We start from the raw sequence: 26,954 nt of genomic DNA on the forward strand, positions 1-26,954 counted from the left end.
AAGCCGCACAAGGCGGCGGATGGGATGCGCTTGGGCGCTATTTGAGGTTGACGACCTTGACCGGCTTGGCCTCCTTTTTCTTCTTCTTGCCCTTGGCGTTGGCCTTGCCGTTCTTGCCACCGTTGCATTCAACGGTGGTCGACCAGCCGGCTTGGGTGTAGGTCTGCTCCACCGATTCGGCCAGATAGTCGCCATCGAGTCCGACCTTGAAACCCTGGGCAATGATTGGCCGCTCGGCAAACAGGTCTGTACGGCCGGGCATTTCCATTCGCACGCCGGCGGTGGAACGGTTGAACGCCGCCAAGCGTGCCTTGGCCGCTGCTTCCGCCGCCGTCTTGTTCGGGTGAATGTGCCGATCGGTATGCACCGCCGGCAGGCCGGCCGGAGCGTCGTCGTTCTCCAGCGACACCACGGCGAGCTTGCCGGTCTTCTTGTCCTGATGCTTGGCCCCGACCGCCTTGTGCGAGTCGCGATCGCCCAGGTGGAACTGCCAGCGGCTGACGTCGCGGCGCGTGATAACGATCGGTGCGAAGGCCTTGCCGCTTGCGCTCTGCCCGCCCTGACGCGGCATCACCAGCAACTTGCCGTCGGCGACCTTCGCCGTACAGTCGTACTGTTTGGCCAGGCGCGTGATGAAATTGAAGTCGGATTCATTGAGCTGATCGGCCCGCGCCACCTTCGTGCTGACCGGGCACACTGGCGCCCAGCCATTGCGCGCAGCGACGTCGGCCACAATCTTCGACAGCGGCACGTCTTCCCAGCTCCCGCTACGGGTGGTCTTGCCACTACCGCGCATGTCGCTGGCCTTGCCCTTGATCACGATGGTATCCGGCGGGCCGGACACCGTGACTTCGTCGACCACGTAGCGGCCCAGCCGCGCCAGCGACGTCTCAAGGTAGCCCAGATAGACCTCAATCCCCACGCCCTTGCGCGGCAACGTCACCAGCCCATCGCGATCGTCAATGCGCAGTTCGAATTCGTCGGACTCCATGCCGGTCTTGTCGGTGACACTCAACTGAATCAGCCGGTCATTCAACAGCGCCGTGATGTCGTTGCCGTCGGCAACAATACAGAATCGGGGGGTCATGGATTTTTTCCAAAAGAAAGCCCGCGCAGGGCGGGCCAAGTAAGCGGAGCGTTACGCGTAACGCGAGAAGTCGCCGGCGCCGCCGGCGGACGGGATCAGTCCCACAAGGTAATCGCCTCGGCCACCGGGTGCGCCAGATCCGGCAGGACGATCACCACGCCGGCACGGTAGGGCTGTTCCTCGTCCGCCAGCCCCTGATTGGCATCTAGCACCGCCTCGACGCAGCCATTCAGGTGCCCGTAAAAGTTGTGACAGATGGTATCCAGCAGATCCCCGTCAGACGTTCTGCATGTCATCGCCATAGCGCACAAACTCCAAGGTAAAGGCCTGCTTGCGCGGAATGCCGCCGGCCATCAACGAACTCTGTTCCTCGTCCACGCTCTTCAGGCACCACGTTCCCAGCACGTCGCCATAACCCGTGGTCAGGGTCAGCGGCTGAAGCTGGGCGCCGAGTGCGCGCAGGGTGTCGAGCTGCTTTAGCCCGCCCTTGAAGCCCGGGAAGATCGCCCCCTTGAGGGTGATTTTTTCGTCGCCTATGCCCACTGCCTGCTGCGCCGGACGCCGCGACAGGCGCTCCTGCGAGGCCCAGCGGAATTCGGTTGACCGGCGCAGTTCGTCAAAGGCGGCCGTGTCCAGATTGAAGGTGTACTGCGACGCCTTCGGGTCTTGCGGCTGGATGATCAGCAGGTGCGGGAACGGCTTCACCGCTTCCGGCGCCGGCGTCTGATCCGTGGCAAAGGCCCCGGTGGGCACGATGTTGGCCAGCGCCGGGCTGGCCTTGCCGGCAATCTTGTTGATGGCCGTGGCAGCCCGGCCGGCCTGCTCCTTCAGCACCCCCAGGCGCTCGTCAATCTGTGCGGCCGCGCGGGTGGCCGTGCCGTACATGGCCACCACCCGCCCGACCTGCGCCTGTGCCGCATTGACCCCACGCATGACGCGCTGAAGCTTGGCCCCGATCGCCGGCCCGACAAAGGGCAACCCCTCCAGTTCGGACGCGGCGCCGGTGATTTCTCCGATCGCGCCATTCACCGGCGCCATCATCCCGTCAAGGCTGCGCCGGCCCGTCTCGCCGGCCGTGGCCAAGTACTTCATCCCCGACTGCAACTGCCCCAATGCTTCCATGAGTCCCCCTGATTAAACGTGCGGCGCATCGAACAGCTTGCGGTTTTCCTGCTGCTTGGCGAGGTCGCGGTAGTGCTGATCGAGCATCGGCTTGAGCTTGTTGTAGAGCGCATTGGCGTCCTGCACGTCGCCCTGCACGGTCAACGAAAACGGCGCCTGAATGTCCACCCGGGCTTCGATGTTGGCCGGCGGCGTAGCGGTCGGCGCTGGCTTGGCCAACGGCCCGGCCTTGGCGTCGGCACTGGCCTCCGGCAGCATCATCGAACGCCCGGCATCGCCGATCTGCGCCGACACGGCCGGTGCTGGCGAATGACCCGGCGGCGCCATCATCAGCGGTGCCGACCCCGGCGGCTTGGTGAACGATTTGGCGATGTCGCCCATCACCGGCGCAATGTCCTTGCCGGCGTTGGTCATAATCAGCGGACCGGCGTCGGGCATCTTCTTCGTGGCATCGTCCGCGCCGAACAGCGCTTTGCCCACGTAGCCGCCCAGGGCGTCGCCGCCCATGTTGCCGATCACCCCCCCGATCAGCCCGCCGATCGCCGTACCGATCACCGGCAGGATCAGCGTACCCAGGGCCGCACCTGCCGCTGCACCGGAGAGCGACCCGGCCAAACCACCGGCGGCCGCGCCGTAACCCACGGCCTTCTCGTCCTGCGTTTCGGCGTTCTGATAGGTGTCATAGGCCTTGAACCCGGCGTCAGCGACAGCGAGCACCGCCGCACCCTTCACGACGTTGCCGACCCCGCGACCCATGCCGCCACCCCGACCTCCCTTGCCACCACCCTTGCCTTTCCTGCCCTTCTTGTCGTCGCCGGCATCTACGTCGCCAACGTCCAGCCCATCACCGACACCACCGGCCGGCAGGTTGGTCACAATCACTTTTTGCGGAATGTTCGGATTGCCCATCAGTGAGCCGCGGCCGATGTTCATCAGCCCCTTGGCCATCTTGAAGCCGCTCACCGCCGCCGACAGACCGATCAAGCCGGCAGTGGCCAGACCGATGCCTGTCACCAGCCGGGGGGATTCGTCCGCCAGCTTGGCCAACCCGCCAGCCACGGACGTGATGCCGCCAACCACCGCATCCGTCACCGGGCGCATGGCATCGCCAATGGCACGCATGGACTCATCGAGCCCTTGCACCATCTCGGCCTGTTTCTGCGCCGACGATTCCCGACGCTCAGCCAGGTTCTTGTCCAGAATCCCGGTCGCGCTGGCCGACTCCTTTTTCAGCTTGTCGTACAGATCCTTGTTCTGCATGTACGCGGTCAAGGCGCCCTTGACCTGCATGTCGGCGAACAGGTCGCCGGTACGCAGTGCCGACTCAAGGGAGGCGATCATGGCCTTGGCTTTCTCGGGATCAGACTCCTTGCTGATCGCGGCCGTGGCTTTCGCCATTTCGGCGGCCTTCTTCGGGTCGGTCGCCTCGATGTACTTTTGGGCCAGCGCAAAGCTGGATTCCAAGGTGGACTTGCCATTCTGCAGGCCGGTGTTCATCGACCCCTGATAGTCGATGCCGGCCTTCTTGTACGCCTCGACGGTGTCACCGGAGCCGATTTTCTCCATCCAGTTCTTGAGGTTGTTGGCCGCTTCGTCCGAACCGCCGGCCGTCTTCATCTGCACCTGAAGCATCGAGCCCAGTTGCGTCACCGAGTCCATCCCGGTAATGCCCAGCTTGCCCATACCCGCGAGCAATTCAGGGAACCAGCGCGCCATGTCGGCCGCCTCAAAGCTGCCCGCCTGCCCTTGGTAGGCGATCGCCTCCAGCGCCTTTTGCATCACCTCGGGGTCGGTGATCTTGGCGTTCTGCCCCAGGGCGTTGATCATGCGTGCGGTTTCGCCGCCATCCGAGCCCTGGCCCACGGAGAACTTGGCCGCCGTCGGGGCATACGCCAGTGCCTTGTCCAGCTCCATGCCGGCGCCCACCAGGGCGTTGACCACCTCGGCCACCTGATTGCGCGCCATGCCGGTGTCGCGTGACGTGTCGATCACGGTCTTGGAGAGCGTCGCCTCTTCGGGCGTGTTGGCAATGTTGGCCTTGATCGCAATGTCACGAATGATCGCGCCATAGTCCGCACTGATCTTCGCCGGAATGATCATCGCGGCCGAGGCCGCCGTGGCTTGCCCGATGCTGCTCTTCATCTGCTGCTTGCCGGCATCGAGCTGGGCGTGTCCCTTGGCCTTCATCTCGGCGGCCCGCGCCGTTTTGCCCATCTGGGTGTAAGCCTTGCCCAGATTGCGAACCTCGACGCCCTGTTTCTTCAGGGCCGCGAGGTTGTTTTCCAGCTTCTTGCGCAGCGCATCGGCGCCCTTCTCGCCTGCCCTGTGCGCCTTAGTCCATTCGTCACGCAGACGCATGGTGTCGCCAATGGTCTTTTCCAGCACCCGGGCTTTTTTGCCGGTGTCCTCCAGCTTCTTGATGCGACTGGTGACGTCCTTGAACGCCGCCCCCACCGTGGAGCTGACGGCGCCGCCAATGACCAAGCCGAGCGCGAGTTTATTGCTCATGTGCGTGCCCTATTCGTCGTCGAGTCGAAAGCGGCTCAATCCGTGAGCCACCACAGCATCCGGTCAAAAGTCATGGCCTCGATCTCGGCGGCAGAGAAACCGGTCTCTCTCGCCAAGCGCTTGGCCGCGATCCTTTGGGTCTCGGCGTTAAAGTTCATCCTCTTCGACCAGGCGAAAATAGCCTGCCTGCAAGCGGTTGTAGTTGCGCACACTGAGGGCCGCAATCTCCGGCTCGGTGGCCGTCAACAGGCTGCACAGCATGTTGATTTCGATCTGTTCGTAATCGTTGTTTGCGGTCGCCGTGGCGGCGCGCTGATCGCGCACCGTCGGCGCGCGCATGGTCAGCTTGTCCACCAGAAGGCCGCCGATATTGACAGCGCCTTTCATGGTGACGATCACGCTGTCATCGCTCACTTTCAGCCACGACGGCACCACTTTGTTTGCACTTGCTTGAGTCATTTTCTAAGTCCTTACAGGCCGAGGGCCGAACGTTCGGCGGCCAACTGGTCAACGCCATCGACAACCATGATCATGTTGAGCGGATCGATCTCGAACATCAGGCGACCATCGATTTCGAGCTTGTAGTAGGTGATCTTCACGCCATGCTTGATTTCACCCACGGTGGACGGCTTCCAGTCGCCCATGTCCACCTCTTTCACGCCACCGTGCAGGGTGACAATCACCGGCACCACGCGGCCTTTCAGATCCGCAAACGCGCCACGGAACACCAGACTGGTCGCCGTCTGGTCAGCCAGACCAAAGAACTTCAGCGACTCGCGGCGCACGCCGTTGGTGGTAAATGCTGACTCCAGCTTTTCCATTCCCACGGCGAATTCGATCGGGGCGAACATGCCGCCGCCCTGATAGTCCTCGACTTTTTGAGTCAGCTTGGGCAGCGACAGGGTCGGCACGTCGCCGGAGAAACTGACGCCGTCCACAAACAGGTTCATGTTCTTAAGAACTTGAGGAATCATCGGTTAGCCCCCTTAGGCCTCAAGCACTTCGGTCAGCCACTCGTTGGTGACCTCGATCAGGAAATTCGGGTTTTCGGCCGGCGGCACATCGGTGAAGCGGATACGCCAATACACCTTGCCCTGCTCGATCTGGCTGGCCGTGTTCATTTCGGTGTCTGGGTAGACTTCGAAGTTGATGATCGCGCCGGCGTTCTTCTGGTCGCGCATGAACGCCTGTAGACCCTCGGTCACGTCCTTGACGTAGGTCTTGGTGATCGAACGGTCGACCGCCCACTTGTGGCCCGCCTGAATCGCATCCATGAGGATGTCGCAGGTGCGCACGCGGGTGACGAACGCCCATTTCGGATCGCTGGACAGCGTGCGGTTGCCCCACAGACGGAAACCGCCGTCGCGAATGATCGTGGTGATATTCGCGTTGTTCAGCAGGTTGGCCCGGCAGGTGGCGTCGCCGTCCAGGTACTCGACCGGGCGACTCGTACCGGTGATGCCGACAAACTCCTTGTTCGAAGGCGACGCCCAATAGCCGTAAGTCGCATCCGTCCAGGCAAACAGGCCCGCCGTCCAGGCCGAGCCTGGGGCATCGATCGTCGCGCTCTCGATCGTGTCCCAGAACTGCACACCCGGATCGACCAGAAACAGCCGCTTGCTGCCGAAGTTCAAGGCATAGGCCATGGCGGCCTCATCGGTGGTGTTCGGCCCGTCGATGATGGCGATCGCGCGCAACTTGCCGGCCAAGGCATCCATGGCGGTGGCCACGGCCTGCGTCGCCGAATGCCCCGGGGCAATCAGCAGCTTGGGCTGGGCATTGTGCTTGCTCTTGCCGTCCAGCAGCGCCTGCAGGCCGGTACGCTGACCATCGGCAAGCACGCCACCAATGATGGCGGACGTTTGCAGCGCAGCGTCCTCGAGCTTGGGCACGCCGACAGCGACGATCACCGCCTTGGCCCGCACATAGATCGCGGCCGCCGCCTTGGCGATGGCCGACCCCGCGCCGAACGCCGCGATGGCTTCGCGCTCGGAGGTGATCAACTTCAGCTCGCCAGCCTTGGCCGTACCGCCGCCAAGGAGGCCCGGGGTGAAGGTGTCGCACAGACCGATGATCGACGACGACGGCAGCGAGATAGTCCGCGTCCCGGTGTCGAGCAGCGTGGTCGTAACGCCGTGAAAGAAACTCATAAGGCAATCTCCAGAAACGAAAAAGCCCCGCATAAGCGAGGCTGTGAGGGTGTTCGTGTTACGCGTAACGGAAAAGAAAACGCCCCGTCAGTGCAGGGCGCTTATTGCAGATCCGCAGGATCTGGCGGCGATGAATTCGGCCAGCCTTCGGATAGCATGTCTTCGTGATACTCGCCCGCCTCGATCGCACGCAGCAATGTCAGCTCGCGATCAAAGCAGGCCTGGACGTGCGCCCGAACCGCCTTGGCGATCGCGATGATTTGCGCAGATCCAATCTCGACAAAGCCCGTCATCGTCTTGAAGTTGCAGCGGTATTCAGGATCAAGGACAGCAGATAGTCCGGTACTTGCGATTAGCGCCTGGCTGTCGCGAGTTGTTTCGACAGCCAATCCCCTGACGGTCACGCCGGTCCCCTCGCGCGCGAAGCGCTCGGCGGCGACAGTTTCGGCCAGCTGCTCAGGTGTCACGTTAACTGCATCAGGTGCCGAGAATTGCCACTCTCCGTCGACCTTTTCAGTCTTCCAGCCAACCGAAGGTGGCGGCTCAATGCCGTCGGTACATACCCAGACCATGGACGAGTGATACATTTTCGAGATATCCCCGTCCGTCTCAATCTGCTCGAACACTTCGCCGCCTATCAGCAGTACATAAGCACTCATGTCCACTCCTCAATTTCTACCCAACCATCGCCACCGTCACCGCCTTTCAAATGCGCCGGATAGGATTGCAGCGCGAGCGCACCGCCGCCGCCAGCGCCCGGCATACCCGCAGGAACACCACTGGAGCTCGCACCGATAGAGTTCCCACCAGCCCCCCAACGACTGGCGCCACCCTCCCCGGACACCGCAAAGCTAAGGCTAGGGCCAATAACGCCGCCGCCACCCTGCCCCCAGGCGTTTGAAAGTGTGCCCCCGGTCGCGAACTCAGAGTTTGGCGAGCGCCCCAAGTAGATGGGCGGCGCCGTGTTGGTGGTCAAGCCGCCCCCATATCCGCCGGGCGCAGTCGCGAAGGAACCGAATGATGTAGCGCCACCATTGCCGCCCCTGCTAAGCAAGGCGCCTACTCCGCCCTTACCAATCGTCACCAGCGCACCGTCGAAACCGCCGGTGATCCAAGTATCGAAATAAGCCCCAGCGCCCCCACCAGTGCCTGCCGAAAGTTGCCCCGCCGCCGTCGAGTAGGCTCCACCGCCCGCGCCGCCAGCACCCTCGCCGCGAACCCGGATCTTGTTGGTGCCGAGCGTCGCGTTATAAACCTGAGTAGTGCGGATGCGACGAATACCGAGTAAGCGACCGGGGGCATTGCTGATAACCAACTGCTCCAGCGCAGCGATATCAATGTTTCCCTGATTGATTGGCGCGTTCCAGGCCTTGATGCACCACATGACTGCCAAGTTGCGCGGGCGCGACTCGACACCGCCAGAGGCTTTTGTTTGAACGTTATTCAAGGCGTTAAAGTCTTGAACAAAAAACCTTGAAGTCGCTCCCGGTGCGAATGTGTCATTCACCAACTCGTAATCGGTGGCATGAGCATGCGCCTTGTTTTCATCGGCCTGCCAACTGCCCAACACACGCCCCACATCAACACCGCGACCATGATCCCAGCCGCGCAGGAACTCACCACGCGATTCCGGCAGGCGGAAGTTACCGGCGCCCTCGTCACCCTTGTTGAAGGCCGTCCCGAGATAGGCCGCCAGATCGGGATAAACCGCAATGCTTTTGACGCTGCCATCCAGCTCAAGAAACCCGGGCGCGATCTTGTTCAACGGAAACGCGGTAATGTTGCCCACCGGCAGCGCCGAAGCCTGCGCAATCATCGCCTCGATTTGGGCCTTGGTGTAGCTGTCCGTGATCCCCATCCCGGCCAACGTGCTCGGGTTGTCACCCGACACCACAATCCCGCGATCGTTGGTCTTGACCCGAGTCCATTCCCCGGGAGTCTTGTTTTTCGGCAGCACCTCCAGAATGGCCGCGTCGACGTAGGCCCGCGAGGCCAGCACAATCGCCGGATCGATCTTGAGCGTGATGTTGCCGGTGCTGGTGACGATGAAGTTCATCCGCACAATCTGCGTGCGGCCCGAGCCTTGCGACAGGATCGGTTTGAAGCTCGGCGCGCAGTTGGCCACCGCCACCAGATCGCCGTCCGCGTCGTACAGGCCGATTTCGCGAATCCACTTCCCGCCCTCATCCGCCGGGATAATCTGCTCGGCGATCAGTACTGCCGGGTTGATTGGGTCGATCTTGAGTTGATTCAGCGGCCGGCGTCGCCATTCGTTGATCAGCGTGGTTTGCGAGGCATTGGGGATCGGGTCGGTGTTATTGGCATCGCCCACGCCCATTTCGGTGATCTTCCAGGGAATGCCGAGCGCATCGGCGTTCGCCTGTTTGGCCATGCCCAGGTTCGTGAGGATGGCGAAAAACTGCGAGTTCGCATCAATCATGGTAAACGTCCAGGGTGTCTATGGAGTGTTCGCGCCCCACCACGCCAAAGCGGCCCGTGACCTCGATGTCACGCATCACCGGCGGGTAGACGTCGATTTCGTCGCCTTCGTACAGGGCAACACTGATGTTCAGATTGCCTTGAGTTTCGAGGCTGATTGCCAGCCCGGTCAGGTGCCGGGTGACCGGCTTGGCGTCGTCAATCAGGCGCTCCAGCTCCTGATACATTTCTTCGGTAATCCCGGTGTCCAGAACCCCGACCTTCAGCGCGAAGGTGCCCGGCACGCCTTCGGGCACGGTCTTGAACCACTCGACAATCTCGATCAGATAACCCAGCGGCTCGACCACCCGACGCAGCGCGCCGATCGTGCCCTTGTGCTTGTGGATGTAGAACGATGCCTTGATCGCGGCGCGCTTGGTCACCTCAGACCACCGGTAATCCCAGCGGTCGACCGACCAGGCCCACGCCAGATGCGGCAGTAGATGAACCGGACAGGTGTCGGGGTTGTACAGCGTGCGCAGCGGGACAATGGTGCGCTCATAGAAAGCCGCCTCAATTGCCCGCTCCAGTGGCGTGCTATTGCTCGGCAGCAGGCTTCTCATGTCGCCCCCGCCATCGTCACGCCGTAACCCGTGCAATAAGCCGCCTGCGCCTTCGTAGGTGCCAGATCAACCCATCCGGGCAGCTCGACCCGCGAAACGCCGGCAACGTGCAACTGGGCGTCCACGGCCGACCGCGCCACCTCGACCCCCAGCCGTTTACGCGGATTGATCCACGCCGCGAGGCGCCGGGTGGCTTCCGCCAGACTGGCATCACCTTCCGGGCCGGCGCTGCTCATATGCAGAATCGCGTCAATGCGGTAGTCGAGGATTTCCGCACTTTGCACCTTGACCCGATCACCGACCGGGCGGGTGTCTTCGTCGTCCAATGCCGCCGCGACGATGGCCAGCAGCTCGGCGCTGGCCTCACCCTTACCCTCGGTACTCAGCACCGTTACCGTAACGTTGCACGGCGCCGGACTTTCGGCGGTGGCGTCGGCCACCAACCCCGAGGCGTTGCGCGTGTGCAGGATGTAGCTGTTACGCGGCCCGGCCGTGGTCAGCCCCTCGTAGGCCAACTGGATGCGCTCGCGGTAGGGGTCATGTTCTTCCATGACCTCGGGCACTGGCGGCACAGCCGTCAGATCCTCGGCCTGAATCACCAGGCGCGGCAGATTGACGTTGGCCCCAAGCTGATCGAGGTCACTCCCGGTCGCATAGGCCAACAGTTGCGCCTTGGCCGCGTCGTTGACCCGGGCACGGTTGCCGAGCTTGATATAGGCTCCGACCTCCAGCAGCTTGACCACCGGATCGGACTCCAGGTTGGCCGTCCAGTTGTCGCCCATGTGCCCGCGAAAGATGCTCAGGCAGTCGTCATAGGTCAGCTCATAATCCAGCGGCTCCAGCACGTCCGGCGCCGGCAGCGCTGACAGATCCAAGATACTCATGCGCTCACCTCGACCATAAAGCTGTCGCCCAGGTACTCGCCGGCAACAACCAAATCAATTCTCCCGCCCAGCACGGCCACCACGCGGACACTTTCCAGCTTCACACGCGGCTCCCACATGCCGATCGCGCGCGCCGCCTCTGCCTGCACCGAGCTTTTCCAGCCGGCGTTTACCGGCAAATCCACGTAGGTGCGCAGCTTGCTGCCGTAGTCCGGGCGCTCCCGACGACTACCCAGCGGCGTGCCGAGAATGTCGGGGATGGCCTGAAGCACATGCGCGATGCCGGAAATGGGTTGGCCGGTGTGGCGATCCATTCCGATCATCTATGTCACTCCAGGGCTTCAAGTTCGGGATGGGTTTTCAGGTAGCTGACAGCCTGCTCATCGGATGCCGACACCTCGACAATGGTCTTGGCCACCGGCAGCGTGCGCTCTGTTCCGGGGATGCACAGGGTGCGCGAGGTAAAGAGCTTGTCGCGGAACTTCAGCAGCAGATCCGCCGCCGGCGCTTGATCGTCGACGGGTGTTGCAGCGGTCTTGGCCATGGGTTTCCTCCGGGCACAAAAAAAGCCCGCACTTGGCGGGCCGGATGAATGATTGATTAATGCGTGTGGTGGTTGTCGCTATTGCCGGCGGCCAGGATGTTCGCAGCTCCGTCGATGTTGCCTGTTACGCGTAACGGGCCTTTGATGTTCACTGCCCCCTCAAGGTCGATCGTTCCAGACTTCACCGTCACCGCGTTATCCGTAACGACGACCTCCGTGCTACCTACCTTGATCGTCACCGTGCCGGTCGGCAGGGTGATGGTGTAACTCTTGGCCTGCCAGTCGTAGACCAGCGAACCACCATCATCAAAACGCCAGACCTCAACGTGGTCGCGGTTGTCCGGCTGGGCGCCGGCGTTCCCGTACAGCCCCGGAATGAAGGTGCCCATGCCAGCCTGACCGCTGGGGTTGAACAGCACCCCCTGCTCGCTCAGGCTCGGCGATCGCCAGTGCCGCGCCTTACCAGCCGCGAGGCTGTGCCAGCGCACCCAGGCACTGGTCCACTCACCATTCGACACCCGCACAGCCCCCGCCGCCAGATCCACCCCCACTACCACGCACGGCATCAACATGGCCGCGATCATGCGGTCATGCTCACCTAGGGCGAAACTCATGGCGGCGTCTCCGGCGGGAAAAACTCGCCTTCCGAATCGCCACTGAGGCCAAACATCATCGATCCCGGCGGCTCGTCCGGCCACGGCCACTCAAGCTCTCCGACTTCGAAGTTTTGCGTCCACTGCACCGACCACATGACGAACTGTTCAAGGTCTTGCGTCGGCGCCTCGGGCTGGGCGTGGATGTTCTCCGGCGGGCCGGTGACAAAATCCAGATCCCACATCTGGTAATTCAGAATCGCGGCCATTTGAGACGCCAGAATGGCCGCCTGTAGCGAGGCCTTTTTGCGCGTCGCATCGACCAGAATGCACGACTGAAAACGGCCGATCAGCGCCGTTTTACCTTCGCCGCGATCGGTACCAAGGGTCATGTCCGTCAGCCCGTACAACAGCGCCGGGGTCCGTACCTCGGAACCCAGCTCGGGGAATTGCTCGACGTGCAGGAACCTCGGCATGGCCGCGCTGATCGTGCGGGTGATGGCCTCATGTAATGTCGTCAGTTCGCTCATTGCCCACACTCAACACCAGATCGACCATGCCCGTACCGTCAGGCTTCACGCGGCTGACCTTGTAGCGGCCACCGCCCAAATGGGCCGGCAAGTCGATGGTAAGAAAGTCGCCCTTTTTGACGTCCTGCACGTCGACCGTCCGCGCATTCAGATTCGGCTCAAGCACCGCATCGGCGTTGATGGCCGAGCCCAAGCGCGCAGATCCGGCCTTGCCGCCGCCGATTTCGGCGCCGACAAAAGGCGAGGTGAAGTCGCCGTAAACCGTGCGACCGTCGGCCAGAATCGCCGGATCGCCCAGACGCGCCACCAACAGCGCATCGGTACGATCAGCCAAGGCCCGAAAACGAGCGCCCGGCATTACTGAACAATCAGCACTTCGGCATAGCCGCCGACCGTATCGGCCAACAGCTTGCCGTAGGGCGCCGAATCAGCAGTGCCGGCCGGCACCAGGGCACCCGCCTTGACGCTGGCATTCATGCCGGCTTTCAGCGCGGCATCCGCCGGAACACTCCAGTTGCCAGAAGTGCGGTACACAATCATGGTGCCCTTGGGGCCGGTGCCCATCGGCATCACCGCCAGATCATTGATCACCTGCGGTACGCCGGCGGCAGAGCCACCGGTGGGAGCCGGCAACGTAGTGGTTTCACCGGTACTTACATAGTTCGTGGCCATAGCCTATTTTCTCCTGTCCAGAAACAACAAACCCCGCACTGGGCGGGGTCATGGGGTGGTCGCAAATTACGCGCCGGCAGACTTGTTCAGGCCGCGCGCATCGAGCGCGGACACGCCGGCATCGATGCGCACCTTGGTCGCGATACCGTCGCTGGTGAAGCCTTCCATCTGGTCGATGTACGGCGTATCAACGCCATCCAGATAGGCCACTTCGATGGTGTCGCTGCCTTGCTTCGCAGCCAGATACCAGGCCGACGACGAATTGTCGTCCAGACGCGGCTCGCCGATTACCTGGGCAAAGTTCTGAATCGGGTTGACCACACCGGCGTTGACTTGCGCGGTCGGTACCGACGTCGAGCGGATCAACTGATTGGCCTGATCTTCCAGCGCGACCGGGCACAGCAGATAGGCGGGACGCACATTCAGCGTGCGGGTCTTCTCGCCTTCTTTGGCGGGCTTGCCCTTCTACAACGCCATGGCGGTTTTTGCCGCGCTCATCGCCGCGATCGACAGCGCCGAACCGGCACCGGTGAACAGGTTTTTGCGCGAGGCGTCGAACAGCGGCTTGCCGTCCTTCATCTTGCCGTTGTTGATCAGGGTGTCATACACCAGATCACCGATCGTTGCGCGAGCCGCGGCCCCCATCAGACGCGGGATTGCGCTCAGGGCGTCGAGGTCGTCGTTGATGATGGCCTGACGGTTGATGCTGAAAATCTCGCCGTAGGTGGCCAGACGGATCGTCTCGCCGGTGTCGCCGAGGGTGATGTACTTGTATTCAGCACCTGGGCGAACTTCACGCAGAGTCGACATGGAACCGAGGCCGACGCGGTTGGCCACCTTAAAGTCGCTCAAACGGCCTTGGCGAGTCCAAAGGTGATAGGTTTCCTCGGCATCTTCCCAGCCTGCCAGCAACGAGCGGTGCGAGGCATCCAGCAGGATATTGCCGAAGTCGCTGGTATCGTGGGTAAACGCCAGACCGACCATGTCCATCGGGCGCAGGCTCGCGACACCAATGCCGCGATCGGCCAAGGATGCACGGGCCAGCTCGCGTAGGGTCATGTGGTTGTAAGCGTTATCCGCTTGGTTTTCTTCGATGCCGAGGCGGCCCAGCAGGGAAGCCCGCACCGAATCACCCACCAGATTGCCGTTGCCGACGTGGCCCGGGTGACGAATGCCGGCGGTCGGAGTGGTAGCCGCGCCCATGGCGGCCAGCAGTTGCTCGCGAGCCTGTGCGACCGTGCAACTGACGTCATCCTGGCAAGTGCGCAGCAACTGCGCATGGGCCTCGCCGAAAGCGCCGAAGGCCGCCACGATGCTGCCACGACGGGCCACATCATCCGCCAGCGCCTGAGCGCGGATCTGGTCAGCCGTCAGGTTAACGGGCGCCGGGGCAGGTGCAGGTGCAGGTGCAGGTGCAGGTGCAGGTGCAGGTGCAGGAATCGAACCGCGCGGATTCATCAAGGTGTGCATTTGTTGAGGCATGCTGGTGTATTCCTCCAGGCGTTTCGAATTGAGTTGTGCGGCGGCCTTGATAGGCTCTAACACCTGATCCGCGAAGCCGGCCGCCACCGCTTCGTTTCCGTCCATCCACGTTGTTACCTTGAGCATTGCTGCGATTTCCTCGGCAGACTTGCCCGTCTTGCGCGCATACGCCTGCACCAACGTGCCCTCGACCTTGTCGAGCAAATCGGCGTATTCGCGCAGGTCATCGGCATCCCCAATCTGCCCACCCCAGGGCTTGTGGATCATCATCATGGAGTTGGCCGGCATGTAGATCACATCACCCGCCATCGCGACCACGCTGGCCATCGAAGCAGCCATACCGTCGATGTACACCTCTACGCGGGCCGAATGGCCGCGCAAAATGTTGTACATGGCCGTGCCATCCATCACGTCACCGCCGCCGGAATGAATCCGCAGGTTGATCTGTGACACGTCACCGAGCGCTGCCAGATCGCGAGCGAACTGGCGAGCCGAGATTCCCCAGGCGCCGATATCGTCATAGAGCATGACTTCCGCCACGCCCCGCGACGCGGCGCGAATGGAGTACCAGCTTTCCTCTGGCTTATTCGTCGGGCTTATCGATGCCCGTGGCCGCATCAGCGGCCCGTTGTTTTTCGTCATCATTGGGCTGATTCTTCCCGTAGATTTGGTGGTAGTAGTCCGAGCTAAACACCAGCCCGCTCTCGCGGTTCGCGGCGATTTCCGCCTTGCGCGACGCCTTGAGTTCTGAAGGGTTGCGCTGCCGCGATCGGGCCACCTCGGCCTCATCTGCAAAGCCGGCCTCAACCAGAAGTTTCCACGCCGTAGCCTCATGCACCGGATTGATCCAGGGCATTACCGGGCCTTGATAAAACGCGCCGTAAATCGTGCGCGGATCAACATCGACAGGCACAACCAGTTGACCGCTCAGAATCGCCATTTCGAGCCATTTGCGATAAACCGGACGGCACCAGTAGTCGATGAATTCGTGCTGCAGCAGGTCGTAACCCAGCTGGCCCTCGACCAGTTCCTGACGCTGAGCCGAGTAAGTGCCGTCGTAGCTGCGCGCCACACTGGAATACGTACCGCGAGTACCCGCCGCGACGGCCTTGAGCTGGCCATTGCGGAATCCTTCAAGGAAGGGATTTGGGCGGTTGCTCTCGATCATCCCGACGTCTTCGCCGGGCAGCAGCGTGTCGATCACGATGCCCGGCGCGATCGGAAAGGTTCGCTCTGCGCGCACCTGACCTTCGGCCGGCGGAATGTAATCGTCAGGAAGCCCCTTCTTGATGTACATGGCCAACGCCGCGCTGATCCGCGCCGCGACCCGCTCGCTTTCCTCGTAATCCTTGATATCCGCCAAGCGGATCAACACCGCGTGGAGCAGCGGCTGGCCACGGTTCTGACCAATGCGTTTACGGTGCGCAATGTGAATCATCTGCTCGGCCGGTACGCGCTTGGTGTTCTGCGCGAAGATGCCGCGCTGATCCCCGGGATGGCCCTTAAACAGGTGGTAAGCCCGCTTGCGACGCCATGCATTGCGCTCGACGCCTTGGACGATGCCCTTGGACAGGTCGGTGTAGTCAATCGGCAGGTAATCCGGCTCCAGCAGCTCCAGCGCAAACGGCACGCCGTGCAGATGGTCGTAACCGGGCACCTTGCCCATCAGCATCTGGGCCAATCCCTCGCCATCACGCAGCCAGGTGCGACACATCAGCCGTTCCATTTGCGGCCGGGTCAGCTCCCCGGACGTCTCAGGCGTGAGCGACCATTCCCCCCACAGCGCCTTGATCGCCGCCGCAAACGCGGCGTGGATCGTGCCGTCGTACCCCAGCGGAATCGGCTCCACCGCAATACCCGGACCACCCACCACCCGTTCTTCCAGACGATCAAAAAGCCCCGTGACAATGTCGTGGTCTTCGTCAAGCTTGCGGCACTGCTCACGCAACGATTTCAGCGTTTTGTTCAGTGAGGCATCAGCGCTTTTGGTTTGCTTCTTGGCCCTGTGCGTGCGTGTCACCGTGGCGGCTTCAAACGCCATGATCACGTTACGCGCACGCAACCGCTCAGCGACAAAACCCGGGAACAGCGGCGCAAGGGCCTTATCCAGCAGGTTCATTCAAACGACGCCAGGGAATACGCCGGGCGGCCTCCGCGCTGTGCCTGGGCCACGCGGCGTTCCCATTCCGCCCTGCCCTGTCTGATTTGCGGCAGATCCGCCATGACGACACGCCGGCCGTTGAACTGCACGTCCTTGCCGGCCAGCACGTCCGCCTCGGCTTGCATGTACTTATCAAGCATTTCCTGAGGTGTTAACGCAGCCATGCGCTCGCTCCTGTATCAATCCAGCCGCCGGCGGCAGGCTGGTGGTCTGGTTGAGATTTGATCGGGGCTGGCTCAGGCTCCGGCGCGGGGGCCGGTGCTTGTGGCTCGTCAAGGTCGATCGATTCGTCTGGCTCGTCTGGTTCGTCCAGCTCGCCCTCATCACTCGCTGCCGAGTTCTGCCGCGCCAGATACTCCAGATCGAGGCCGAATTTCTCCTGACTGATCCGCAGCGCCGCCAAGGCGTACACAAAGCAGTCGAGCGCCTCGTTGCGCTTCTTGCTGGCATCCCAGCGAAGCACGCGGCGCCCTCGGGCCATGATCCATTTCTTGGTTTCACTGGTGAGCTGCTTCAGCTCGTCGCCGTCGCAGATCTGGTCGTCGGCAGGAAAATGCACCAGACCCGGCACCGGTCGATTGCCGTCCGGCTGTAGCTTGAGGCGGTTGTAGATCACCTCTTTGGCGTTGTCGGTACCAATTTCCGTAAGGTAGGTTTTCGACTTTTTTTCCTTGCGACGCGGGAAGCTCGCAATCGCCTTGCCGTAGGTGCTTGCCCCGAAAATCGGGATCACCCAATGAACGCCATGCTTGCGGCTTTCGGCCCGCACAGCGTCCGAGTGGTGGCCGCCGGAGTCCCAGCACCAACGCTCAACCCGCATCACGGCACCGTCAACACGGGTGAACATTCGGTGCAGCTCAAGCCCAACCTTGCGCTTGAGAACCGCGCTCGACGGATCGCCGTACAGAATCTTGCGATAAATCAGCCACGCTTCTTCGCCAGCACCCCAGCCCCATACACGCAATTCGTAACGGTCGTCTTGGGTGTCAATCGAGCCAGTCAGCACGACAACACGCGGCGGCACCTGGGCGGCGTAAACCTCACGCCGGGCGTGCAGCAATTCCCAATCGACTTTCTCGGTCTGGTCTTCTTCCCACGTCTCGCCCAGCGTGGTGTTGGTAAACGTCTTGAGCTTGCCCCGATCCTTGCCGGCCTTGACCCGCTCGTCGGCGATCTTTACCCAAGTGGTGAAGGTCGAATACACCGTCCAGATATGGAACGTGAGACGGCGCGGGGTGCGCATCGGCGTGTCGTCCGCCTCGAACCACTCCATGCTGTCGCGCGTCCAGATACCGGTTTTCTCGCAGATGTAACGACCTGACCGTGACGCCTCGATCATCTCGTGATGTTCGAATGTGCAGCCGTGACCGGACTCGCACAGATACCAGGCCTTGACGACCTCGCCGCGCTCATCCTTCAGCCACTTGATGCCTAACGGCTCATCCGGCCCGCCCCACTTCAGCGTCTGCTCAGTGCGGCAGTGCGGACAGCGAATGTGAAAGCGCATCAGGTAGGCCGATTCCTCGGCCGCCCGGGTGATCTGGCAGGTGCCAGCCAGCTTAGGCGTGGAACCGCGAATTGACTTCGGGTAAGTCGCCCCCTCTAAACGTTTGTCACCCAAGAAGGTCGGCGACCCCTCGCCGTCGATATCCTCATCAAAGTTCGACAGTTCGTCATAGCCGACTTCATCCGGGCTTTTCTCCCGGTAGTTACCGCCGGCGGTACCGCCCAGCCACCACAGCACCTTGCGGTTTTCAAAGACCTTGGATTCTTGGGTGTTGTCGCCGTGTTTCTTTCCGCACCAGGGCGCCAGAGCCTTGATCACCGGCACGTCGCGAATCATCGGGTCGACGTGCTTTTTCATGATGTCTTTGGCGTCGTCGTCGGTCGGACTCCACATGCAGACGCTGCGTTTCTTGTGTTCGATCTTGTAGGCGATGTTCGCCACCAACATCTTGGTGTAGCCAACCCGCGCCGACTTCAGCAGGTTCAGTTCTTCGATCAGGTCATTGCCCATGGCGTTAAGCAAGGGCACCTGAAAGGCCTCGGTCGTCCACTTGCCCTCCCCGTAGGAGGACTCCGACGACATGTAAAAATATTCGTCCGCCCACTCGACCGCCGTCATCGGGGCATCTTTGTGAAGGCTTTTCAGCCCGCGCCGGACAGCGTCAACCAGTGGCCTCATCCAAGGAGGCGATGTACTCATCCAAAAGCTCCGGTATGCGGTCAGCCAACCCGACAGCAGCGTTACGCGTAACGGCAATCTCGTTCTCGACAGCATCAAGGTGACGCACGGCGATATCGGGGTGCTTGCGCTTTACGCTTTTGGGGATGGTGTTAAGGGTTGATGCCAACTGCGCCGACAGGCTGGACAGTGCAAAGATCATGAAACCGACCGGGACAAGCTCCTTGTCGCCGACCTTGTTTTTGCGTGCTTGGGCGTCGGCCTGCTCACGGGTCAGCCGCAGTCGCTCGCAATCGATCTTGTAACCAATCAGCGGATCGACTTCTTCGGAGCCAGGTTGTTGCTTTCCGGTTTGGTGTTGAAGGCGGTTGTCGACCACTGACCGGACGTCATAAAAGGACTCTCGACCGATCTTGGCAACCGCCACGACCCCCCATTTATCGAAGGCTTGAGTCGTGATACCCAGGCTTTCAGCCATGCGGGATTTGTTTAGCCATTCAGGCTTACGAGTGATCGATGGATTAGCCATAACTACACAACAACCAACCTCTGAAAATGGGTCATACATAGCGAAGAAGCGGGGCCCGAATTACCCCCTATGGGGGTGGGGTCTGGGAGTACCTTTGTGTTTACCCCCCGGCCCCCCTGTCAAGCGGAAATCGCACGAAAAGCGGTCCTTTTTTCTACATTTCGCGGCCTCGACGTCCAGTCACCGCGCCGTCGCCCGAGCATCGGCGAATGCCTGCGCAACCTCGGCCGAGTGATGGGCCTTTACGATGTTCTCGGCGATCTTGAAGAACGGGAAAATGGTGCGGTAACGAGGTGCCGAGGCACTGAAGACAAAGACCGGACGGACTTCATCGCCCTTGGTTTTGCGCTCCCACACCGCACGCGTGCCGTCGACCTCACTGGAGAAGAACCGATGAGCATTGCCCTTGCGCTTACTTCGGGCGCTGCCACTGGCATTGGCCTGATAGCCCGATCGCGTCTCGGCCGCGCCCAAGCCCGACAGGATCTTGGTCATGGTGCCGCGTGACACGTTGCCGTATTGATTCATGAATGGTGCAGTGGGCACCGCGTACTCGGTGGCCTGCATGATGCCGCGAGCGATCAATGCCTTTTCGAAACGCTTGTGGGGGCGGAGGCCTCCACTGACGGCCTGTTGCAGGTAGGCGTCCGCCGGAACACCTGAAGCCCAAGAGTCCTTGAAGTACACCTCGGCAGGTTTGCCCTTGCGAGCCATCTTCACAAACAGGCTATTCATCGTGGTCGGGGTCGGCCGATCAAGCCGAGCTTTCATCACCGGCAGCATGCCTTTCTTGACGCGCTGAGCCAGTCGGGTCGCTGCAAGCATCTGCACATACGGCAACTGTCGCTGCTCGATATCATCCAGTTCCCAAAGAAGCGGAGCTGAATCCAATCCAAAGCCTACTTTGAACACTGGATCGCCCTCCCCTCATTCAAGGCCTTACTGATCGCGCACATTGTTCGTTGTCGATGGGCTGCTAACACCTGCCTTCCTTGCCAAAAACTGCGTGTAGAGGCCGCCCGCAACATCAGCACCAATAACCGCGATGACTATGCCGAGTCCGGCTGCCAGGTACAGGTTGTTCCAAAGGGCCATTGCGAGCAGCAAAGTGGCCATACCCAAAAGACCAGATGCCAGAAAGCGCAAAGCCACGCGCTGCAGGATCTGACGCAGTCCAAGATCGCTACCTGATGCCCTCAGCATCTCCCCAGACAAACCCGCCATGCTTAACAGTATCAACAGCCAAAGGGGTACATCGGCGAGAGCTTGATGCTCCGTACTCATCTGTAGTCCTCAAATAGGTTCGGCCTCCATGTCACTGTCATCCGCGCAGAGCAAAGAGCCAGGCATGGGGCCGAAAACGAAAAAGCCCCGCTCAATGGCAGGGCTTGTAAGTAAGTACAAAAAACCCGACTCGATGGCCGGGTTTTTTGAAAGCGTCTCGCTGCGTTCACAGCAGTTCACGCTGGTATAAAAACAAATCTATTCCGCGCGGAAAAGGCTTTTTTCATCCTGAATCGCTCAAACGCAAGAAATGCCACCCTAACGCCACTACACTAGAATAACGTCGAGATTCGACCCCCTTCCCTAAAAATGGACACCCCTAGGCTAATGACTGAGACAAACCCGACCTTTCGCGGAGCAGACCCAATTTGGGCAAACGCTTGCGTAGGGGATAACGGAAACCCTAGTTACGTAGAATATTCAATCGGCTTTTCCAAAGCTGCAAATATTTTGATAGACCTAGTACTTAATGATGAGAGCAACGTTTTAAGTGTAGATGAGTTTGTATACCCAGTCTGCTTCAACATGCGACACTCTGTCGAACTAAGACTAAAAGGAGCAATAGACGAGCTGATAGAAATTGCCGGATTAAAAAATACGACATTGCAATTCAACTCGTCTGGCTCACACGACATCGGCATAATATGGAGTTTCTTCCAAACGCAGTCCGAAATCGTTGACAGCAGGTACTCAGACATCAACAAAAAAATCGAACCCACAATCTTAGATATTGCACAAGTCGATCCAACCGGCCAAACTTTCCGCTACCCATTTAGCAACACATCACAAAAGCATCTGACCGACGTAGCGCTTATAAACTTTGTAGTTCTAAAGCAAAAATTCAACGAGCTTGAAAAAAATCTAGAAACGCTGCACGACCTAAGTAGATGGCTGCGCACTGAATATCACCAAGGAACTTTCACCACCAAACTTTCAAGACCACAAATTTTTAAGATTGCAAAGAAATTACCTCGCACAGAAAAGTGGCGAGAAGCGGAATTTACAGAAATCAAAGAGCAGATTAAAGCTGAATACAACTTAGGAAACAGAGATTTTTCAAAAGCGATTGATGTAATTAAATGCCATTACAGCCTAGCTCCAATTATAAGTACCCCTCTCCCGCTAAAGGGAATAACCGAGCAGCAGCTTTTATTCTTTATCGATGAGTGGATCAAAAAAAATCCGGACTTTAAAAAAGCACCTGACGATGATTATACGGAAATAAAATTCGACAAAGAGAGTATGCTTGCCAGAATTCTTTCTAGAGCAAATCAAAAAGAAAACATATGGGACGTCGTAGCTGACGAAGCCTGTGCGACTTACATTTCCGGCATCAAATCTTTATTCTACTTCGCTAGAGATACAACCTTCGCAGAATACTACAATACAATTTATGAAATCCATACCAGAGAGGCAAACAACGCTTTGAAGTTCAATGACAACCTTAAAATCTACTTCATGCACATATTCAAAAAAACCAGCGCACTACATAATATTCTCATCTCACTCTATGCTTTAGGGCACGCTAATCTAGCAGAAGCCATTATTAAAAAGCACGAACTGGAAAACTCGCTCCGCTGGCTCGATGATGCTAGATCAGGTCTACGATTTTCTTACCCAGCCTTTGCCGGCTATTGACAATAATACAAATTCAGCACTACAGCCAAATATCTGCCGTGCTTTTTTTTCGGCAGATATGGCTGGAACGCTAAACCGAATTAACACCAAGTTTATGCTGCATCGTATAAAGGGCAAACTACACAATCGATCCAAGCAGCGCCCGCTCTAGCCAACTCCCTAGTCTTCCCTTCACTGACTCCGTAATGCTTGCCGACTCTCACCATGGGCCACTTGCAACCGTAATAAAGCCAGATAATGTCGCCCATCTGTTGGTCTCGAAGTGCGAGCTTGGCTACCGCGTTGTCGATAGCAATAGCCCAGTCATCAGTAATGCAGTAACTCTTACTTGCTGCTGGTTGAGCCACTGCTTGACGCATAAGCGCTAACGTTGGTGACGTGTAACCAGGCACCGCCACTCCATCCATTCTCCACCAGCCCCACTGCTCAAGCAGATATTCGGTGTCTCCCAATGGCCGGCCTGCCGGCTTGCGAATCATCATTCCTTCAATCCCCTGTGTAATTTGTGCCGCCCGCCCCCAGGCGGTTCGATCGTTCGTATTGGCTCTGTGGTCCGCTCGTCAGTGGCGAACCTTTCAGCGCCGTAATTTCACGCTGAGCGTGCTGCAATTTGAAACTCAACTGGGTGACTAACTCGTCAGAAGAAAGCACCAACTTGCTACCCCTAACAACCCAACCTGAGCCGTTGCAATCAGTACAAACCAGCTCATAAAACAGCCCTTTTACTACCGCTTTCCCCTTGCAGATCGGGCAAGGCTCCAGCTCGATCCGTTCCCGTTTAAAGCCAGGCACTAGCCCTTTCTGCATGTTTTGAAACCTCGCCTATGGTTGATTCTTGATTAGCCTCGCAGGCCTTATGTTCCGTGACTTCCAGCGCATTACCGGAATCTCCGAATCTAACGCCGGTCAACATGTGAATCTGATCAAAACCCTTCTTATCTAGATGCGCGTGCCACTGCTGCAGGGCATCGCGTTTACGGCTCATGACGTCCGACTGGATGTAAACCTTCACGTTGTGACCCATCGCGTGATTAATCAGCAGTTCACCAATCAGGTGGTCAATGCCGAGGTCGGCCCAGCCGGTACGCGCCAACTTGCGCAGGTCGTGACTGGTCCACTCGCCCTCCCCCAGCCGTACGAACACGGCGCTCGCCTGCCCTTCGCTGAGTGCCTTGCCGTTACGGGACGGGAACAGGAATTGACCGTCATACCCTTTGGACTGCTGAATCTCGCGATAGCTGATCAATACCTTGCGCACCTGATCGGTCAGCGGCAGGCGATGCTCGACACCGGTCTTGGTGTGCTCGGCCGGAATGAACCACTCACGTTCGGCCAGGCTGATGTGCGACCAGCGCGCCTGCCGGGTTTCACCGATGCGCGTGCCATGGCAAAGCATCAGCAGAGCCAACAGGCCGTCCGAAGGATTGTTCGCCATGGCGCCGAGCAAACGCGAGATAAGGTCTTGCACCTGAGTGCCGCGCAGCCGAGAAGGCTTGATGCCAACCTTCGCCTTGGAGAAATCGTTGAACTTGATGCTCGCCATCGGGTTGGACGAAATCAGGCCCAACTTGAACGCCTGACGGAAAGCCAAGGCCAACAGTTGGAACACCGAGCGCACGTAGTCGATGGAAATGCTTTCCTGCAATGGCCACATCAGTTGGCTGTCGAGAACGGCCTTGTCGATGCCGGTCAGCGGCAAATCGCCGAGACGCGGCAACAGGTGACATTTGATCATCGAGGCGCCAGTCTTCTTGCGCTTCTCGGATAGGTTGCGATCACGTGCCATCCGCTCGGCATACCAGGCCAGCAGCTCGCCAGTGGTACTCCATTTGGAAAGGTTCGCCCCTTCATCAGCAGCGACCCGCAGACGGACCGCCGGCAGCGCCGCGACCACCTGTTTTGTGCTCAGGTCTGGAAATCCGCCGATCCGATGCCAGGTGCGCTTGCTGAGCAAATACCAAGAACCGCGGGCTCGATTCTTCGAAAAGCGAAAGTGCAACGCGGGGTGACTCGCATCGCGCAGATCGCGGACATGCGGCTTCTTGGCGTTGCGCTCGATTTCGGCATCCGACAGCTTCACGGCCAGGGTTTTCACTTGGGCGGTCATTGCGGGTTACCTAGAGCCAGAAGATCGACGACTTGAAAGGTGTTCGGCCACATCGATGCGCCATAACGCTCGGCCATCGCCTGATCAACGAACAACGCCAATGCGTGATCGGGAGTGCTCCCCAGATCCCACTTGAAAGAGCAGCAGAACACGGCGAATCGGTAGTTCTTCGAGTCAGGAACAGCCAGCAGGCGATCAGGCATTGGAGCAGCCCTCGATGTTTGTGTGTTTTCGGGTACCGAAACGAGACAGCAACAGGGCACGGGCGGTCTGGCCGTCGAGTGGAATTGATTGGCGAGCCATGGTTGCCAGCAGTCGTGCCTCACCGTATTCCTGGGCCAACTGCACTTCGGGCTTCTGGGAGTCGTGGCCGATGCCGACAGCGATATCCTCAAGGGGCTTGCCCTGGACCAGCATCCGGATCGTGATGTCGTAGGCCCGATCGAAAACCTTGCTGGCTTTCTCCGAGACCAAGCTGTTCAGGTTATGCATCTCGCACTGGAGCGCGGCATGACGCACCGCTGGGTGCGACCACACACGGGAAGAGGCGCGGCTCGGGTCCAAATTGACCAGGGCTTCGCGGAAAGCCTTATCGTGTGAAGGGACGCCCAACATCTCAGACGTTGGCTGGCACCACTTCACGAACTTACCAACGCTCGGCGCGAAATCGCCGCCGTACTGTCGGCAGTTCTGCAGCCCGTACCGGATCTGCTCAAGGGTATTGATTCCGGCGACGATGAACGCCTTGATCCAACTGCGCTTGGCAGCTCGTAAGGCATCGTCGTCGGGCCAGGCCTGTTTCCAGGCCGGAAAAATCGCCTGTAGCTCTTTGAACAATGCGTTAACGACATCGGTGGTGCCGGGCGGCAGTTGCTTCGGTTGAACCAGCGCAACGGGTGGCAGGTTTCCCATCTTGCTGAGCAGTTGAGTAGCACTACGCGGCGCTTTCATCTCCATCACAAATCCCCCAGATCATCAGCCCAGCTGGAGTCGTCGAAGTCAGGCGGCGCAGATTGGCCTCCGGCACGCTTCACCTGCTCACGCTTGATCCACTTGACCAGTCGAAAGCACCAGCCAGACGGGCTGTCGACGGTCACAGGCTTGGCAACGAAGAAGCCCTTGAAATCAGCGAAACACTCATCAGTCACCGACTCAGCCGGCAGCCCGGCGATTACGAGTTGATCAGCCAATCCCTTCTCGCTCGGTACCCAGGTGGCGAACATGGCGAAGCGTTCGCGTTCATCCAGCGCATCGATGGCGGCTTGGTCCTGCTCGGCGATCACATCGGAAATCTCGCGCTGCAGCTGCTGTTCGGTTCCTTGATGGTTAATTGACGTATTGGGTGCAGCTGCTGCACCCCGTTCTGTCTCAGACTGCACCCCGCTCTGTTGTGAGTTGCACCCCGTTGCGTCATCTGCACCCCGTTTTGTACGGGGTGCAGGATTTGCACCCCGCGATAGTTGAAGGTCGTAGACGACTGGACGGCGGTCATGGCGATCAATGTGCACGGCGGCAATGGCTTGATTGCCCTTCTGGATCAAACCGGTCTTTTCCAGGTCGTCCAACTTGTAGCGAACGGTACGCTCGGACAGGCCAGTGTCCTGCGCCAGAGTTAATGCAGATGGAAAGGCGCCTGCACCATTGGAACCGGCGTAGTTGGCAAGACACAACAGCACGTGACGCGCGCTTGAGTCTTTCAGGGATTCGGTGGGCAGAGAGAGTGCCCAGGACATTGCTTGAACACTCACAGCGAGGCTCCGATATTGAATTCAGCCAAACGGACAAGCCCCTTCGGGGTGACCAACGGATCGAAGGCCGCGCGCTCAGCGCCGGTTGCAGGATCAGCCTTCAAGGAAGTGACTTTGTGGATCATGTAGCCGGACGTAATGCGCGGCTGATAGGCGGTCCAGCGGCCCGATCCTTGGCGCCGAAAAATCCAGCGGTGCTGTTCCATCCAATTGAACAGCTTGGATGGTTGGAGTTGCAGATGCTTGGCCGCGCCGGTAATGCATATCGCACCGCTTGCTGCTGCCAGGCGCTTGATGGCCGCCACTTTTGGCGCCTGATCGAGAATGACCAGACGTAGCGACTGGTTGTCCTTGGCCTGATCGGCGGCAGCCTGCAATGCTTCAGCGTAGGTCGCTGGAATCTGGAACTGTCCTACCTGAGCTTCTAGCTCCTGCCAGCGATCAATGATCCGCGCACGCAACTCGACGCTGTACCCCGAGACCACCACTAGGGTGTCACGCTGAGACAACAGGAACTCGCGATAGACCTGGCCGTTTTGTGGGTGGATGTAGGCGGTGTCGTTTGCAGAAACGACACCCTTGGCCACCAGCGCCCGCACCGTCTTCAGAACATTGTCATGCTTACTGCCAATCAGCTCGGCAACTTCGCGTGACGACATGGTATGACACGACACGTTTTTCGATTGACC

The 26,954-nt window shown here is 59.8% G+C and carries 32 protein-coding genes and 1 pseudogene; 1 reads left to right on the forward strand and 32 read right to left on the reverse strand.

What is annotated here, in order from left to right; genetic code table 11:
* Positions 1 to 37 precede the first annotated feature (37 nt).
* The 25 genes and pseudogenes from KGB14_RS00535 to KGB14_RS00650 all read right to left on the reverse strand — a co-directional run bounded on the left by KGB14_RS00535 (position 38) and on the right by KGB14_RS00650 (position 20,772).
* Positions 38 to 1,087 carry a phage late control D family protein gene (locus KGB14_RS00535; protein WP_223483628.1) on the reverse strand — a complete coding sequence of 350 codons (1,050 nt, stop codon included), beginning with the start codon at positions 1,085 to 1,087 and terminating at the stop codon, positions 38 to 40.
* A gap of 95 nt (positions 1,088 to 1,182) precedes the next feature.
* Positions 1,183 to 1,389 (reverse strand): tail protein X, encoded by a 207-nt coding sequence (locus KGB14_RS00540; protein ID WP_223483629.1) that lies wholly within the window; start codon positions 1,387 to 1,389, stop codon positions 1,183 to 1,185.
* Positions 1,364 to 2,209 (reverse strand): phage tail protein, encoded by an 846-nt coding sequence (locus KGB14_RS00545; protein ID WP_223483630.1) that lies wholly within the window; start codon positions 2,207 to 2,209, stop codon positions 1,364 to 1,366. The genes KGB14_RS00540 and KGB14_RS00545 overlap by 26 nt, the downstream gene beginning before the upstream one ends.
* A 12-nt stretch (positions 2,210 to 2,221) precedes the next feature.
* Entirely contained in the window at positions 2,222 to 4,717 is a 2,496-nt protein-coding gene (locus KGB14_RS00550; protein WP_223483631.1) for a phage tail tape measure protein, read from the reverse strand.
* A 35-nt stretch (positions 4,718 to 4,752) separates the two neighbouring features.
* Positions 4,753 to 4,875, reverse strand: a complete 123-nt coding sequence (locus KGB14_RS28430) for a hypothetical protein (protein WP_263294475.1) — start codon at positions 4,873 to 4,875, stop codon at positions 4,753 to 4,755.
* The gene (locus tag KGB14_RS00555; protein WP_223483632.1) at positions 4,865 to 5,176 is read right to left on the reverse strand and encodes a phage tail assembly protein; all 312 of its coding nucleotides are present in this window, start codon (positions 5,174 to 5,176) and stop codon (positions 4,865 to 4,867) included. The genes KGB14_RS28430 and KGB14_RS00555 overlap by 11 nt, the downstream gene beginning before the upstream one ends.
* Before the next feature lie 11 nt (positions 5,177 to 5,187).
* Positions 5,188 to 5,691: a phage major tail tube protein gene (locus tag KGB14_RS00560; protein WP_223483633.1), complete on the reverse strand. Its 504-nt coding sequence runs from the start codon at positions 5,689 to 5,691 to the stop codon at positions 5,188 to 5,190.
* 12 nt (positions 5,692 to 5,703) lie between these two features.
* Positions 5,704 to 6,867: a phage tail sheath family protein gene (locus KGB14_RS00565; RefSeq protein ID WP_223483634.1), complete on the reverse strand. Its 1,164-nt coding sequence runs from the start codon at positions 6,865 to 6,867 to the stop codon at positions 5,704 to 5,706.
* A gap of 101 nt (positions 6,868 to 6,968) precedes the next feature.
* Positions 6,969 to 7,526 carry a DUF4376 domain-containing protein gene (locus KGB14_RS00570; RefSeq protein ID WP_223483635.1) on the reverse strand — a complete coding sequence of 186 codons (558 nt, stop codon included), beginning with the start codon at positions 7,524 to 7,526 and terminating at the stop codon, positions 6,969 to 6,971.
* Complete coding sequence (locus KGB14_RS00575) at positions 7,523 to 9,307, reverse strand: phage tail protein (protein ID WP_223483636.1); 1,785 nt, start codon at positions 9,305 to 9,307, stop codon at positions 7,523 to 7,525. Before KGB14_RS00575 ends, KGB14_RS00570 begins: the two co-directional genes overlap by 4 nt.
* Positions 9,300 to 9,908 carry a phage tail protein I gene (locus tag KGB14_RS00580; protein ID WP_223483637.1) on the reverse strand — a complete coding sequence of 203 codons (609 nt, stop codon included), beginning with the start codon at positions 9,906 to 9,908 and terminating at the stop codon, positions 9,300 to 9,302. Before KGB14_RS00580 ends, KGB14_RS00575 begins: the two co-directional genes overlap by 8 nt.
* Complete coding sequence (locus KGB14_RS00585; RefSeq protein WP_223483638.1) at positions 9,905 to 10,792, reverse strand: baseplate J/gp47 family protein; 888 nt, start codon at positions 10,790 to 10,792, stop codon at positions 9,905 to 9,907. The genes KGB14_RS00580 and KGB14_RS00585 overlap by 4 nt, the downstream gene beginning before the upstream one ends.
* The gene (locus KGB14_RS00590; protein WP_223483639.1) at positions 10,789 to 11,115 is read right to left on the reverse strand and encodes a GPW/gp25 family protein; all 327 of its coding nucleotides are present in this window, start codon (positions 11,113 to 11,115) and stop codon (positions 10,789 to 10,791) included. The genes KGB14_RS00585 and KGB14_RS00590 overlap by 4 nt, the downstream gene beginning before the upstream one ends.
* 5 nt (positions 11,116 to 11,120) lie before the next feature.
* The gene (locus tag KGB14_RS00595) at positions 11,121 to 11,336 is read right to left on the reverse strand and encodes a hypothetical protein (RefSeq protein WP_223483640.1); all 216 of its coding nucleotides are present in this window, start codon (positions 11,334 to 11,336) and stop codon (positions 11,121 to 11,123) included.
* Between the two features lie 56 nt (positions 11,337 to 11,392).
* On the reverse strand, positions 11,393 to 11,950 hold the full coding sequence (locus tag KGB14_RS00600; RefSeq protein WP_223483641.1) for a phage baseplate assembly protein V: 558 nt from the start codon (positions 11,948 to 11,950) through the stop codon (positions 11,393 to 11,395).
* A complete protein-coding gene (locus tag KGB14_RS00605; protein WP_223483642.1) occupies positions 11,947 to 12,459 on the reverse strand; it encodes a hypothetical protein in 513 nt (170 codons plus the stop codon). Before KGB14_RS00605 ends, KGB14_RS00600 begins: the two co-directional genes overlap by 4 nt.
* Positions 12,434 to 12,793, reverse strand: a complete 360-nt coding sequence (locus KGB14_RS00610; RefSeq protein WP_223483643.1) for a hypothetical protein — start codon at positions 12,791 to 12,793, stop codon at positions 12,434 to 12,436. Before KGB14_RS00610 ends, KGB14_RS00605 begins: the two co-directional genes overlap by 26 nt.
* A 23-nt stretch (positions 12,794 to 12,816) precedes the next feature.
* On the reverse strand, positions 12,817 to 13,131 hold the full coding sequence (locus tag KGB14_RS00615; RefSeq protein WP_223483644.1) for a hypothetical protein: 315 nt from the start codon (positions 13,129 to 13,131) through the stop codon (positions 12,817 to 12,819).
* Between the two features lie 66 nt (positions 13,132 to 13,197).
* Positions 13,198 to 15,258, reverse strand: a pseudogene (locus KGB14_RS00620) (ClpP-like prohead protease/major capsid protein fusion protein).
* Complete coding sequence (locus tag KGB14_RS00625; RefSeq protein WP_223483645.1) at positions 15,197 to 16,732, reverse strand: phage portal protein; 1,536 nt, start codon at positions 16,730 to 16,732, stop codon at positions 15,197 to 15,199. The pseudogene KGB14_RS00620 and the gene KGB14_RS00625 overlap by 62 nt, the downstream one beginning before the upstream one ends.
* On the reverse strand, positions 16,729 to 16,938 hold the full coding sequence (locus KGB14_RS00630; RefSeq protein ID WP_223483646.1) for a primosomal replication protein PriB/PriC domain protein: 210 nt from the start codon (positions 16,936 to 16,938) through the stop codon (positions 16,729 to 16,731). Before KGB14_RS00630 ends, KGB14_RS00625 begins: the two co-directional genes overlap by 4 nt.
* Entirely contained in the window at positions 16,926 to 18,980 is a 2,055-nt protein-coding gene (locus tag KGB14_RS00635; protein ID WP_223483647.1) for a phage terminase large subunit family protein, read from the reverse strand. Before KGB14_RS00635 ends, KGB14_RS00630 begins: the two co-directional genes overlap by 13 nt.
* A complete protein-coding gene (locus KGB14_RS00640; protein WP_223483648.1) occupies positions 18,943 to 19,488 on the reverse strand; it encodes a terminase small subunit in 546 nt (181 codons plus the stop codon). Before KGB14_RS00640 ends, KGB14_RS00635 begins: the two co-directional genes overlap by 38 nt.
* A 180-nt stretch (positions 19,489 to 19,668) precedes the next feature.
* Entirely contained in the window at positions 19,669 to 20,400 is a 732-nt protein-coding gene (locus KGB14_RS00645) for a hypothetical protein (RefSeq protein ID WP_223483649.1), read from the reverse strand.
* Between the two features lie 27 nt (positions 20,401 to 20,427).
* A complete protein-coding gene (locus KGB14_RS00650) occupies positions 20,428 to 20,772 on the reverse strand; it encodes a phage holin family protein (RefSeq protein WP_033061569.1) in 345 nt (114 codons plus the stop codon).
* 327 nt (positions 20,773 to 21,099) lie between these two features.
* On the opposite strand from KGB14_RS00650, the gene KGB14_RS00655 reads away from it, so the two are divergent.
* Positions 21,100 to 22,410 carry a hypothetical protein gene (locus tag KGB14_RS00655; protein ID WP_223483650.1) on the forward strand — a complete coding sequence of 437 codons (1,311 nt, stop codon included), beginning with the start codon at positions 21,100 to 21,102 and terminating at the stop codon, positions 22,408 to 22,410.
* 92 nt (positions 22,411 to 22,502) lie between these two features.
* Here the strand turns inward: KGB14_RS00655 and KGB14_RS00660 are convergent, their stop codons facing one another.
* From KGB14_RS00660 to KGB14_RS00690, 7 genes are read right to left on the reverse strand one after another with little or no spacing between them, the layout of a single operon-like run.
* The gene (locus KGB14_RS00660) at positions 22,503 to 22,892 is read right to left on the reverse strand and encodes an antiterminator Q family protein (RefSeq protein ID WP_223483651.1); all 390 of its coding nucleotides are present in this window, start codon (positions 22,890 to 22,892) and stop codon (positions 22,503 to 22,505) included.
* 4 nt (positions 22,893 to 22,896) lie between these two features.
* On the reverse strand, positions 22,897 to 23,217 hold the full coding sequence (locus tag KGB14_RS00665) for a hypothetical protein (protein ID WP_223483652.1): 321 nt from the start codon (positions 23,215 to 23,217) through the stop codon (positions 22,897 to 22,899).
* Complete coding sequence (locus KGB14_RS00670; protein ID WP_223483653.1) at positions 23,189 to 24,517, reverse strand: tyrosine-type recombinase/integrase; 1,329 nt, start codon at positions 24,515 to 24,517, stop codon at positions 23,189 to 23,191. Before KGB14_RS00670 ends, KGB14_RS00665 begins: the two co-directional genes overlap by 29 nt.
* Positions 24,514 to 24,720: a hypothetical protein gene (locus tag KGB14_RS00675; protein ID WP_223483654.1), complete on the reverse strand. Its 207-nt coding sequence runs from the start codon at positions 24,718 to 24,720 to the stop codon at positions 24,514 to 24,516. The genes KGB14_RS00670 and KGB14_RS00675 overlap by 4 nt, the downstream gene beginning before the upstream one ends.
* The gene (locus KGB14_RS00680) at positions 24,713 to 25,474 is read right to left on the reverse strand and encodes a replication protein P (protein WP_223483655.1); all 762 of its coding nucleotides are present in this window, start codon (positions 25,472 to 25,474) and stop codon (positions 24,713 to 24,715) included. Before KGB14_RS00680 ends, KGB14_RS00675 begins: the two co-directional genes overlap by 8 nt.
* Positions 25,474 to 26,250: a helix-turn-helix domain-containing protein gene (locus tag KGB14_RS00685; RefSeq protein WP_223483712.1), complete on the reverse strand. Its 777-nt coding sequence runs from the start codon at positions 26,248 to 26,250 to the stop codon at positions 25,474 to 25,476. Before KGB14_RS00685 ends, KGB14_RS00680 begins: the two co-directional genes overlap by 1 nt.
* 11 nt (positions 26,251 to 26,261) lie before the next feature.
* Positions 26,262 to 26,924 (reverse strand): Rha family transcriptional regulator, encoded by a 663-nt coding sequence (locus tag KGB14_RS00690; RefSeq protein ID WP_223483713.1) that lies wholly within the window; start codon positions 26,922 to 26,924, stop codon positions 26,262 to 26,264.
* Positions 26,925 to 26,954: the final 30 nt, after the last annotated feature.

This window comes from Pseudomonas sp. A-RE-19, assembly GCF_019956555.1.
GTDB lineage: Bacteria > Pseudomonadota > Gammaproteobacteria > Pseudomonadales > Pseudomonadaceae > Aquipseudomonas.

Coding starts and splice junctions, on each gene's coding strand:
- KGB14_RS00670 (WP_223483653.1), bottom strand. CDS start 24,517: ATGACCGCCCAAGTGAAAACCCTGGCCGTGAAGCTGTCGGATGCCGAA.
- KGB14_RS00640 (WP_223483648.1), bottom strand. CDS start 19,488: ATGGCTAATCCATCGATCACTCGTAAGCCTGAATGGCTAAACAAATCC.
- KGB14_RS00685 (WP_223483712.1), bottom strand. CDS start 26,250: ATGTCCTGGGCACTCTCTCTGCCCACCGAATCCCTGAAAGACTCAAGC.
- KGB14_RS00545 (WP_223483630.1), bottom strand. CDS start 2,209: ATGGAAGCATTGGGGCAGTTGCAGTCGGGGATGAAGTACTTGGCCACG.
- KGB14_RS00650 (WP_033061569.1), bottom strand. CDS start 20,772: ATGAGTACGGAGCATCAAGCTCTCGCCGATGTACCCCTTTGGCTGTTG.
- KGB14_RS00600 (WP_223483641.1), bottom strand. CDS start 11,950: ATGAGTTTCGCCCTAGGTGAGCATGACCGCATGATCGCGGCCATGTTG.
- KGB14_RS00635 (WP_223483647.1), bottom strand. CDS start 18,980: ATGAGTACATCGCCTCCTTGGATGAGGCCACTGGTTGACGCTGTCCGG.
- KGB14_RS00680 (WP_223483655.1), bottom strand. CDS start 25,474: ATGGAGATGAAAGCGCCGCGTAGTGCTACTCAACTGCTCAGCAAGATG.
- KGB14_RS00570 (WP_223483635.1), bottom strand. CDS start 7,526: ATGAGTGCTTATGTACTGCTGATAGGCGGCGAAGTGTTCGAGCAGATT.
- KGB14_RS00595 (WP_223483640.1), bottom strand. CDS start 11,336: ATGGCCAAGACCGCTGCAACACCCGTCGACGATCAAGCGCCGGCGGCG.
- KGB14_RS00690 (WP_223483713.1), bottom strand. CDS start 26,924: ATGTCGTCACGCGAAGTTGCCGAGCTGATTGGCAGTAAGCATGACAAT.
- KGB14_RS00590 (WP_223483639.1), bottom strand. CDS start 11,115: ATGATCGGAATGGATCGCCACACCGGCCAACCCATTTCCGGCATCGCG.
- KGB14_RS00560 (WP_223483633.1), bottom strand. CDS start 5,691: ATGATTCCTCAAGTTCTTAAGAACATGAACCTGTTTGTGGACGGCGTC.
- KGB14_RS28430 (WP_263294475.1), bottom strand. CDS start 4,875: ATGAACTTTAACGCCGAGACCCAAAGGATCGCGGCCAAGCGCTTGGCG.
- KGB14_RS00550 (WP_223483631.1), bottom strand. CDS start 4,717: ATGAGCAATAAACTCGCGCTCGGCTTGGTCATTGGCGGCGCCGTCAGC.
- KGB14_RS00575 (WP_223483636.1), bottom strand. CDS start 9,307: ATGATTGATGCGAACTCGCAGTTTTTCGCCATCCTCACGAACCTGGGC.
- KGB14_RS00555 (WP_223483632.1), bottom strand. CDS start 5,176: ATGACTCAAGCAAGTGCAAACAAAGTGGTGCCGTCGTGGCTGAAAGTG.
- KGB14_RS00580 (WP_223483637.1), bottom strand. CDS start 9,908: ATGAGAAGCCTGCTGCCGAGCAATAGCACGCCACTGGAGCGGGCAATT.
- KGB14_RS00675 (WP_223483654.1), bottom strand. CDS start 24,720: ATGCCTGATCGCCTGCTGGCTGTTCCTGACTCGAAGAACTACCGATTC.
- KGB14_RS00535 (WP_223483628.1), bottom strand. CDS start 1,087: ATGACCCCCCGATTCTGTATTGTTGCCGACGGCAACGACATCACGGCG.
- KGB14_RS00565 (WP_223483634.1), bottom strand. CDS start 6,867: ATGAGTTTCTTTCACGGCGTTACGACCACGCTGCTCGACACCGGGACG.
- KGB14_RS00630 (WP_223483646.1), bottom strand. CDS start 16,938: ATGGCTGCGTTAACACCTCAGGAAATGCTTGATAAGTACATGCAAGCC.
- KGB14_RS00540 (WP_223483629.1), bottom strand. CDS start 1,389: ATGGCGATGACATGCAGAACGTCTGACGGGGATCTGCTGGATACCATC.
- KGB14_RS00655 (WP_223483650.1), top strand. CDS start 21,100: ATGACTGAGACAAACCCGACCTTTCGCGGAGCAGACCCAATTTGGGCA.
- KGB14_RS00605 (WP_223483642.1), bottom strand. CDS start 12,459: ATGAGCGAACTGACGACATTACATGAGGCCATCACCCGCACGATCAGC.
- KGB14_RS00615 (WP_223483644.1), bottom strand. CDS start 13,131: ATGGCCACGAACTATGTAAGTACCGGTGAAACCACTACGTTGCCGGCT.
- KGB14_RS00665 (WP_223483652.1), bottom strand. CDS start 23,217: ATGCAGAAAGGGCTAGTGCCTGGCTTTAAACGGGAACGGATCGAGCTG.
- KGB14_RS00585 (WP_223483638.1), bottom strand. CDS start 10,792: ATGAGTATCTTGGATCTGTCAGCGCTGCCGGCGCCGGACGTGCTGGAG.
- KGB14_RS00660 (WP_223483651.1), bottom strand. CDS start 22,892: ATGATGATTCGCAAGCCGGCAGGCCGGCCATTGGGAGACACCGAATAT.
- KGB14_RS00625 (WP_223483645.1), bottom strand. CDS start 16,732: ATGAACCTGCTGGATAAGGCCCTTGCGCCGCTGTTCCCGGGTTTTGTC.